The organism is Mesorhizobium sp. (assembly GCF_017306585.1).
Taxonomy (GTDB): Bacteria; Pseudomonadota; Alphaproteobacteria; order Rhizobiales; family Rhizobiaceae; genus Mesorhizobium.
In genome coordinates this window covers 1-9697 of the sequence record NZ_JAFKIC010000023.1, presented here as the reverse complement: position 1 = coordinate 9697, position 9697 = coordinate 1, and the positions used below count along the sequence as shown (strand labels likewise).

At 65.0% G+C, this 9697-nt stretch carries 9 protein-coding genes; 2 read left to right on the top strand and 7 right to left on the bottom strand.

The features are described 5' to 3' along the window. Window positions 1–94: 94 nt before the first annotated feature. The 7 genes from J0I79_RS00765 to J0I79_RS00735 all read right to left on the bottom strand — a co-directional run bounded on the left by J0I79_RS00765 (window position 95) and on the right by J0I79_RS00735 (window position 7282). The gene (locus J0I79_RS00765; RefSeq protein WP_292854418.1) at window positions 95–1039 is read right to left on the bottom strand and encodes an acetamidase/formamidase family protein; all 945 of its coding nucleotides are present in this window, start codon (window positions 1037–1039) and stop codon (window positions 95–97) included. Further along, window positions 1029–2672, bottom strand: a complete 1644-nt coding sequence (locus J0I79_RS00760) for an ABC transporter substrate-binding protein (protein WP_292854416.1) — start codon at window positions 2670–2672, stop codon at window positions 1029–1031. Before J0I79_RS00760 ends, J0I79_RS00765 begins: the two co-directional genes overlap by 11 nt. Window positions 2673–2723: 51 nt before the next feature. After that, complete coding sequence (locus J0I79_RS00755) at window positions 2724–3644, bottom strand: ABC transporter permease (RefSeq protein WP_292854414.1); 921 nt, start codon at window positions 3642–3644, stop codon at window positions 2724–2726. A gap of 13 nt (window positions 3645–3657) precedes the next feature. Continuing rightward, window positions 3658–4524: an ABC transporter permease gene (locus tag J0I79_RS00750; RefSeq protein ID WP_292854421.1), complete on the bottom strand. Its 867-nt coding sequence runs from the start codon at window positions 4522–4524 to the stop codon at window positions 3658–3660. Window positions 4525–4540: 16 nt separating this feature from the next. Beyond that, window positions 4541–5173: an ANTAR domain-containing protein gene (locus tag J0I79_RS00745; RefSeq protein ID WP_292854412.1), complete on the bottom strand. Its 633-nt coding sequence runs from the start codon at window positions 5171–5173 to the stop codon at window positions 4541–4543. Next, complete coding sequence (locus J0I79_RS00740; RefSeq protein WP_292854410.1) at window positions 5170–6264, bottom strand: transporter substrate-binding protein; 1095 nt, start codon at window positions 6262–6264, stop codon at window positions 5170–5172. Before J0I79_RS00740 ends, J0I79_RS00745 begins: the two co-directional genes overlap by 4 nt. A 148-nt stretch (window positions 6265–6412) precedes the next feature. After that, a complete protein-coding gene (locus J0I79_RS00735; protein ID WP_292854408.1) occupies window positions 6413–7282 on the bottom strand; it encodes a helix-turn-helix domain-containing protein in 870 nt (289 codons plus the stop codon). 92 nt (window positions 7283–7374) lie between these two features. Here J0I79_RS00735 and J0I79_RS00730 point away from each other — a divergent pair, with 92 nt between their 5' ends. Then, window positions 7375–8919, top strand: a complete 1545-nt coding sequence (locus tag J0I79_RS00730; RefSeq protein ID WP_292854406.1) for a 4-hydroxyphenylacetate 3-hydroxylase N-terminal domain-containing protein — start codon at window positions 7375–7377, stop codon at window positions 8917–8919. A gap of 5 nt (window positions 8920–8924) precedes the next feature. After that, complete coding sequence (locus tag J0I79_RS00725; RefSeq protein ID WP_292854403.1) at window positions 8925–9434, top strand: flavin reductase; 510 nt, start codon at window positions 8925–8927, stop codon at window positions 9432–9434. Window positions 9435–9697: the final 263 nt, after the last annotated feature.

Here is a 9697-nt window from a genome sequence, read left to right as displayed (position 1 = left end):
GAAGAGTAGGCGCGGCAACGAAACTGCCGATCTCCTCCCTTGCGGGGGAGATGCCCGGCAGGGCAGAGGGGGGTGCCTTGGCGCAAACCCCACATCATTCGAACACGCAGCGCGGGAAGTAGAACGAGACCACCCAATTCGGCATGTCGACGATCTCGCTGATCCTGAGATCGCCGCACACCGAGGCCAGCATGTAGGCCTCGACCGGATCGAGCTGATAGCGCCCGGCAAGCAGGTCGACCATCTGGGCGACCGCTTCCTTGGCCCCGGTCATCAGGTCGGGTCCGATGCCGGTCGTCACCTCGTAACCCTTGGCGTCGAGATGGCGCGTCACCGGGCCTGGCGTGGTGAAGCGCGGCGTCTTCAGCCTGGCGTCCTTGACCAGATCGAGCTTGAGCACGACGTCCATCGGGCTCTCGATCGCCGTGCCGCAGACCTCGCCGTCGCCCTGCGCGGCGTGGGTGTCGCCAACGGAAAACAGCGCGCCCGCCACCTCCACCGGCAGGTAGAGCGTCGTGCCGGCGGCGAGATCGCGTATGTCGAGATTGCCGCCGACGCGGCGCGGCGGCACCACCGAGTGGTGACCCATCTCGGCCGGCGCGTTGCCGATGGTGCCGGCGAAGGGCTTCAGCGGCACACGGCCGTTCTTGCCGAACAGCGCCGGCTCGAGCGAAGCAGCGTCGTACTTCCAGATGTTGAGCGCCGGCTGCTTGAAGTCGTCGGCGAGCAGGCCGAACCCGGGAATGTTCGCCGTCCAGCCGAAGCCGGACGGTTTGAACATCTCGATCGTCACCTTCAACGCATCACCCGGCTCGGCGCCCTCGACGAAGATCGGCCCGGTGACCGGATTGATCTGGCCGAAGTCGAGCTTGGCGATGTCGCCGACCGTGCTGTCGGGTTTCAGCTGGCCGCCCGAGGAATCGAGGCACTGGAACTCGATCGTCGAGCCGGGCGCCGCGCGCTGGGTCGGGACAAAGGAATTGTCCCAGCCGAAATGGTGGTGGCGTCCGTGGATGGTGTAGTCGCAGTTATTGCACATCTTTTACGTACACATTGTCGTAGTTGATCGGGATATGGACCGGGTCGACATAGAGGTTGTCGGCGCCTCCCATGCGGGCCGACTTCATGGTGAAGCGCTGTTCGTTGAAGACCGGCGCCCAGGGCGCGTCCTCCATCACCTTCTCGTAGATGGCGCTCCACATCTTGTCGCGCTCGCCGGCCTTGGCCGGGTCGACGATCGAGTCCGCCTCGGCCGCCTTGGCGTCGAGATCCTTGTTGCAGTACCACGACCAGTTCCAGCCGCCCGGCACCGCGCCGGCGCAGCCGAGGATCGGGCCGTAGAAATTGGACGGATCGGGGAAGTCGGCGATCCAGGCCATGCCCCCCGACCAGATCATCGGAGCGCCCGCCTTGTCGCCGCCGGCGGCAATGACGTTGGCCTGGGCCAGGGACTGGATGCTGGCCTTGATGCCGATCGCCGCCAGGTCCTGCTGGATCGCCTGGGCGATGCGCGGGTTGGGATCGGTGTTCATGACGAAAAGCTGCGTCTCGAAGCCGTCGGGATGGCCGGCCTCGGCGAGCAGCGCCTTGGCCTTGGCGACGTCATAGGGATAGCCCTTGTATTCCTTGTCATAGCCCGGCATCGACGGCGGCAGCGGCTGGTTGGCGGGCACGGCGCGGCCGTTGATGATCTGGATGATGCGCGCCTTGTTGAGCGCCATGTTGACCGCCTGACGCACCTTCACATTGTCGAACGGCGCCATCGTGGTGTTCATGGTGATATAGCCGGTGTGCAGCTGGCCCCCCTCGACGACGCGGGCCTTCTGCTCGGGATCGGCCATCACTTCCTGGAACTTCGCCGGCGGGATGCCGTCGCCGGGCACGTCGATCTCGCCCTTCTGCAGGCGCAGCAGCGCCACGATCGGCTCCTGGCCGATCTCGAAAGTGATCTTGTCGAGATGCGGCAGGCCCTTGTGCCAGTAGTCGGCGTTGCGCTCGAAGACGATGCGCTGACCGAGCGTCCATTCAGCGAGCTTGAAGGCGCCGGTGCCGACCGGATGCTTGCCGAAATCGGCGCCGTATTTCTCGACCTCCTCCTTCGGAACAATGTGCGAGAAGTTGATGGCCATGACATGCAGGAAAGTGGCGTCGGGACGGGTCAGTTCGAACTTGACCGTGTAGGGGTCGACCACGGTGACGCCCGACAGCGTTTCGGCCTTGCCGGCAGCGACATCGTCATAACCCTTGATAGAGCCGAAGAAGCCTGCGCCGGGGCTCTGCGTCTTCGGGTTGGTGACGCGGTCGAGCGAGTATTTCACATCGTCGGCGGTCATCTCGCGGCCATTGTGGAATTTCACGCCGTGGCGCAGCTTGAAGGTGAAGGTCTTGCCGTCGGGCGAGATCTCGTAGCTTTCGGCGAGGTCGGGCTTGAGGTTGGTGGTGCCGGGCTCGTAATCCATCAGCCCGTCGAACAGGCTCTTGATCATCGACCAGTTCTGCCAGTCATAGCCGATCGCGGGATCGAGGGTCGCGACATCGTCCTTGTAGGTGATGGTGATGGCGCCGCCCTGCTTGGCGTTGGGATCGATCGTGTCCTCGGCGCGCACGCTGGTCATGCCGAGCATGAGCGCGAGCGCCGACGCGGCTACTGTCGATGCGAGAAACTTTTTCATTTGGTGTTCCCTTTCTCTGTTCGTTTTCTTGGTTTCATCTGAGTTTGATGCTCATCTCAGCTTGATGCGGGGGTCGATGAAGGGCGCGATGATGTCGGCCAGGAGATTGCCGAGCACGATGGCGAAGGCCGACACCAGCGTGACGCCCATGATGATGGGGATGTCGACGCGCTGGATGGCCTGCCAGGCAAGTTGGCCGATGCCAGGCCAGCCGAACACGCTTTCGACGACGACGATGCCGCCCATGAAGATGCCGATGTCGATGCCGATCATGGCGATGACCGGCAGGATGGCGTTGGGCAAGGCATGGCGGAACAGGATGGCGCCGCGCGCCAGACCTTTCGCACGCGCGGTGCGCATATAGTCCTGGCGCAGCACGTCGATCATCGACGAGCGCATCATGCGCGCGTACCAGCCGGCGCCGAGTATGCCCATGGTGAGCGACGGCAGCACGAGATGGCGCCAGGTGCCGTAGCCCCCGATCGGGAACCAGCCGAGACGCACCGCAAAGACATAGAGCAGCAGCAGGCCGACGACGAATTGCGGCGCCGAGACGCCGACGAACGAAGCGACCATCAAGGTCTGGTCGGTGGCGGTGCCGCGCTTCACGGCGGCGACCAGCCCCATGGTCAGGCCGATCAGCAATTCGCACAGGATGGCGCCCAGCATCAGCAGCTGGCTCGCCGGCAGGCGCGAGACGATGAGTTCGGTGACTTCCGAGCGCTGGATGTAGGAACGGCCGAGATCGCCGCTGACGAGCCTCGTCAGATAGTGCCAGTACTGGACGATGAAAGGCTGGTCGAGGCCAAGCTGCTGGCGGATATTCTCCACCGTCTGCGGGGTGGCGCTGCGGCCGGCGATCTGGCGCACCGGGTCGGCCGGCAGCAGATAGAGCAGCGCGAAGGTGATCAGCGAGACGCCGAGCAGGATGAGGGCCGACTGGATCAGCCGGCGGCCGAGATAAGCGATCATGACCGGCCCCCCATTATTCCCGGCCTCTCTGCGTGGGATCGAGGATGTCGCGCAGCGCGTCGCCGATCAGGTTGAAGGCCAAGGCCAGGGCCAGGATCGCCGCGCCGGGGAAGAACACCAGCCAGGGTGCTGCCTGAAAATAGGTCTGGTTCTCGAAGATGATGTTGCCCCAGGACGCCGTCGGCGGCTGCACGCCGATGCCGAGGAAGGAGAGCGTCGCCTCGAGCAGCACGGTCGTGGAGATGCCCAGCGTGCCCCAGACGATGATGGTGGGCAGGAGATGCGGCAGGATGTGACGGAACAGGATGCGGGGCGCGCCGGCGCCGATCGTGCGCTCGGCATCGATGAACTCGCGCTCGGCGAGCGAGGAGGTCTCGGTGTAGATGACGCGCGCGGTCTGCACCCAGTTGACCAGCGCGATCACCATGGCCACGATCCACAGGCTGGGCTGGAACACCGCCGCCAGGCAGATGGCGAGCAGCAGCGCCGGGAAGGCCATCATCAGGTCGGTGAAGCGCATCAGCGCGCCGCCTATCCAGCCGCGGAAATAGCCCGCGGTGACGCCGACCAGCGTGCCGATCAGCAAGGCCACGCCATTGGCGACGATGCCGATGATCAGCGAGGTGCGGGCGCCGTAGAGGATGCGGGTCAACAGATCGCGGCCGAGCAGGTCGGTGCCCAGCCAGAATTTTTCGCCAGGCGGCAGCGGTGAACCTTCGATCGTCAGGCCGTCGAACATCTGTTCGTTGGGGTCGTAGCCGGTCAACCAGGGCGCAAATACAGCGCCGGCGACGACAATGGCGACGATCACCAGGCCAAGCAGCGCCAGGCGGCGTTTCACGAGCCGGCGCCAGACGCCCGCGCGCGGCCTGGCCGGCATGTGACCGGCGGAAAGATCAGGCGCGATGGGACTGGTCACTGCCGCCCTCTTCGCTCGTCGTGTCGTCGTCCGCTACGTCCTGGCTCGTCATCGCCACGATGCGGCGCGCCGCATCCTCGACGCTGATCTGCCAGCTCATCGCCAGCGAACGCAGCTGCGCGTAGGCGCGGCCGTCGTCGGTGCCTTTCGACAGCGCGGCCACCGCGCGCACGATGGTCTGGCGCTCGGCGACGCGCTGGCGCAGCGCCGCGATCTCGCCGGCGAGATGCTTGCGGGCCTCGAAGCTCTGCCGCGCGATCAGCAGCGCGCTGTAGACGCCGGCATTGCCGACCGGCTTCAGGAGCTGGGCATCGGCCTTGTGCGACAGCGCCCATTCGATGCGGCCCGGCGCCTCCGAGCCGATCAACGCCACCAGCGGCATCGGCGCTTCGCCCGGCTTCCAGGGAAACTGCTCGTCGAAACCGAGATCGGCGTCAAAGAAGACGAAATCGGCGGCGAGTACTTCCGGCAAAAGCTCCGGCCAGCAGTCCACCGTGACGAGGCCGATGGCCGACAATTGCCTGGTGATGGCCTGCACTGTGGGATGCGGGCGATGCAGGACAAACGCCTTGGCGCCGCCGAGATTGGGGATGCGCGGTATCCTGGTCACGACACCACCCTCAGGCGTGGCCGGCCGAAGGTTTTGGCGGGATCGTAGCGCGACAGATAGGGGTCGGGCGCGACCTCGTCCTGCCGGCTGACCACTTCGAAATAGCCGTCGGCGATGCGCCCGATGATGACCGGCAGCGTCGCATGCTGGGTGTGGGCGTCGATGGCGATCGGCCCGAGGCGGGTGGAGAAACGCGTCTCGGCAAATGCTTTTGAAAATTCAGCCGGGCCGGCCTGGGGATCGCGCGACAGCACGTCGGCCATCACCTGGACCGAGGCATAGGCCGAGGCCTCGAAGGACGAGGCGAAAGCCGCCGGCCGTGGCGCGAAATACGGCCCGACCGACAGGTGGCCCCTGCCGTTTTCGCCGATCGCCGGCAATTCGCCCTCGGTGAGGTTGCAGGAGATGACCGGACAGTTTTGCGGGCTGAAGGCGGGATCCTCGGCGCCCAGATCGCGATAGGCGGCCAGGAAGGCGTAGGACGAGGTGCCGATCAGATTGTTGAGGATGAAGCTCGGCCGCGTGGCCCTGACTTCACCGATCAGCCGCGACACGTCAGTCTCGCCGATGCGCAGATAGCGCTCGCCCAGCACCTTGCCGCCGGCGTCCGCGATCAGGTCGCGCGCGACGCGATTCATCTCCCAGCCCCAGATGTAGTTCGAGCCGAGCAGAAAGCCGTTGGCGCCGAAGCGCGGCACGACATGGGCCATCAGCGGCACCAGATGCTGGTTGGGGCAGGCGTGCATGTAGACGACATGCTCGTTGGCCTCGAAGCCTTCATAGGGGCAGGCATACCAGAGCATGCCGCCCGCCTTCTCCAGGACGGGAATCGTCTCCTTGCGGCTCCAGGAGGTGACGCAGCCGACGACATGGCGGGCGCTGCTGGTCCTGAAAATATCCTCGCACAGCGTGGCATAGCGATCGGCGTTGCTTTGCGGATCGCGCTCAACCGGTACCAGTTCCAAGCCATGGTCGCGGTCGGCATTGATGTCGGCGATGGCGCGCATGGCGCCGACGCGGCACGCGTCCGAGACGAGCTGGTAGCTCCCCGAGCGCGAATAAAGGATGCCGATCTCGATACGCCGTTTCAAACAGAACCCCAGAAATGACAATGCCCCGCAGCCAGCGCCGCAAGGGCGAGGCATACGAGGCATATTTGCCGCCCGGCGATCAGAGCCGGTATTTTGCCTTAGCGTATTCGCTCCGGCGGGTCAGTCAAGCGGGAAAGTGCAGGGTGGCTCAACCTCGCCGCAACTGCCTCCGCCGCCAAGCGGCGGGGGCTTCGCCCGTTCGCTCGCGAAAGAAGCGGGAGAAATAGGCGGGATCATCAAAACCGATCTCGTAGGCGATGTCCTCGACCGTACGCACGGTGAACAGCAGCAGACGTTTGGCCTCGAGCAGGCGCCGCTCGCCGACGACGCGCTTGACGCCGCTGCCCAGCACCCCATGGGCGGCCTTGTCGAGCAGGTGCGGTGTCGTGGCCAGCGCCTGAACATAACGATCGACCGGCCAGTTGTCGCGAAAATGCCTGTCGACGAGACGGCGCAGGCCGAGCGCCAGCGAGGCGTCGGACGAGCCGGCGGGATTCCTCACCTCCGGGCTCAGGCGCGCGATATGGCAAAGCGCTGCGGCGATCAGAGACGGCAGGACCTTGTCACTGCCGGCCTGCGCCTCGGCATATTCGGCGGCAATCATCTCCAGCACATCTGCCAGCCTTTTCCACGCAACGCGATCCGGCTGGCCATCGGCGAAGACCGGGCGGTCCAGCGGCAGCAGGCTGTGGCCGGCAAGGACGGCCAGCGCATCGTCGGCGACCGAGACGACGGTCGCGTCGGTGCCGGGACCGATCGAAAAGCCATGCACGATGGTGCTCGGCACGAAGCTGACGGCCGGCGCCGAAAAGTCCCAGGAACGATCCTCGATGCGATAGGTACCGGAGCCGCTGGTCCAGAAGGTGATCTGGCCCATTTGCGGATGCTTGTGCGCGGCGACCTCGCCAAGGTGGATGCTGCCGCGCGCAAGAACTGTTTCGACATGGAGGAAGCCGACATCGAGCGGCCGGGCCGGCTCGCCATAGACGAAGAAATCGGGAATGGAGTTCTGGCTCATGGCGCCGGAAAAAGTCCAATCGGTTTTGCCGTTCCGTCCATAACCGATCCGCAGCCCCGGCGCTAGGATCGAACTCTTCGTGGAGGAATATGATGCGGTCAGAAGATTTTCGCGCCGACAAGGCGCGCCCGTTCACCGGCGCCGAATATCTGGAGAGCCTGCGCGACGGCCGCGAGGTCTATATCAATGGCGAACGCATTGCCGATGTCACGACGCATCCGGCGATGCGCAACTCGGCCCGCTCGCTGGCGCGGCTCTACGATGCGCTGCATGACCCTGAACAGCGCGAGGCGCTGACCTCGCCGACCGATACCGGCTCGGGCGGCTACACCCACAAATATTTCCGCGTCGCCAAATCGTCGGCCGAACTCGCCGCCCAGCAGACGGCGATCGCGCAGTGGTCGCGCATGTCCTATGGCTGGATGGGGCGCACGCCCGACTACAAGGCGGCGCTGATGAACACGCTTGGCGCCAATGCGCAGTGGTACGGGCCGTTCAAGGACAATGCGCTGGCCTGGCACAAACGCGCCCAGGAAGCCGTGCTGTTCATGAACCACGCCATCGTCAACCCGCCCATCGACCGCCACAAGCCGGCCGAGCAGGTGAAGGACGTGTTCGTGCACATTACCAAGGAGACGGATGCCGGCATTTATGTCTCCGGCGCCAAGGTGGTGGCGACGTCCTCGGCGCTGACGCATTACAATTTCCTGGCGCAAAGCTCGGCGACGGTGACCGAGGACCCCTCGCTGTCGGTGATGTTCATCGTTCCGATGAACGCGCCGGGGATAAAGATGTTCTGCCGCGTTTCCTACGAGCAGACGGCCAACACGGTCGGCGCGCCCTTCGATTATCCGCTGTCATCGCGCTTCGACGAGAACGACGCCATCCTGGTGCTCGACAATGTCTTCATCCCCTGGGAGGACGTGCTGGTGCTGCGCGACGCGCAGAAGATCCTGTCCTTCCACCCGGCCTCGGGCTTCATGCACGGCTACTGCTTCCAGGGCTGCACGCGCTTTGCCGTCAAGCTCGACTTCCTCGCCGGCCTGCTGGCCAAGGCGCTGCGCGCCACCGGCGGCGACGCGTTTCGCGGCAACCAGGCCGCCCTTGGCGAGGTCATCGCGCTCCGACACATGTTCTGGAGTTTCTCCAACGCCATGGCCCACAACCCGATCCCTTGGGCAAACGGCGCGGTGCTGCCCAATCTCGAAGCGGCACTCGCCTACCGCACTTTCATGTCGGAAGCCTATCCGCGTGTCATCGATACGGTGCGCCGGGTGATCGCCTCGGGGCTGATCTACCTGCCGTCATCGGTCCGCGACTTCGGCAATCCCGAAATCGACAAATATCTGGCGCAATATGTGCGCGGCTCCAACGACATGGGACATGTCGAGCGCATCAAGATCATGAAGCTGTTGTGGGACGCGACCGGCACCGAATTCGGCGGCCGCCACGCGCTCTACGAGCTGAACTATGCCGGCGCGCCGGAAGAGGTGCGGCTGCAGGTGCTGAAGGGCGCCGAACGCGGCGGCCGGTTGAAGGCGATGGAGGAACTTGTCGACCGCTGCATGGCCGACTATGACGAGCATGGCTGGACCGGCGACACCTGGCTGCCGCCGCTGACCCCAACGGCCAGATGACGCCGATGGCCGCGCAGATTTCGAAAACCGATTTCCGCGACGCCATGGCAAGGGTCTGCGCGCCCGTCAACATCATCACCACCGACGGGCCGGCGGGACGCGGCGGCTTCACCGCCACCGCCATGTGCAGCGTGTCCGACGAGCCGCCGACGCTGCTTGTCTGCATGAACGGGCGTTCGACGCAGGCCGCCATGTTCCTCGCCAACCGGCGCTTCTGCGTCAACGTGCTGACGCATGACCATATGCACCTGGCGGGAAAGTTCGCCGGCGCGATCCGCGACATGGAGACCCGCTATGCCTCGGCTCGCTGGCAGACGCTGGCTTCCGGCACGCCGGCGCTGTCGGACGCGATCGTCAATTTCGACTGCGAGATCGAGGACGTGCATGTGGTCGGCACGCACAATGTGATGATCGGCCGCGTCGTCGATGTCAGGCACGGCAGCAGCGGCTCGGCGCTGCTCTATGTCGACCGCGACTACACGCAGCCGACGCGACTGGGGAGTTTTGGGGGGTAGGCGATTGATGGCTGGTGGATGGTGCGAGAGGGGATTCTGCGTGTAAGGGCGACGCCCATTGAACTTCGTCATCCTATGGCGGAGCAAGGAGCGAAGCGACGCGGCGCAGACCATAGGATCCTGTGTGTTTGTTCGGGTGTATGGTTTGAAGTGGGAAGGAGGCCGAGAGGATCCTGGTCGTCCCTTTCGGGGACAGGCCGCGGCATGGCTCGGTCCCTTCCCACCGATGAACCATCAACCTGAACAGTTGCACGGGGCTGTCT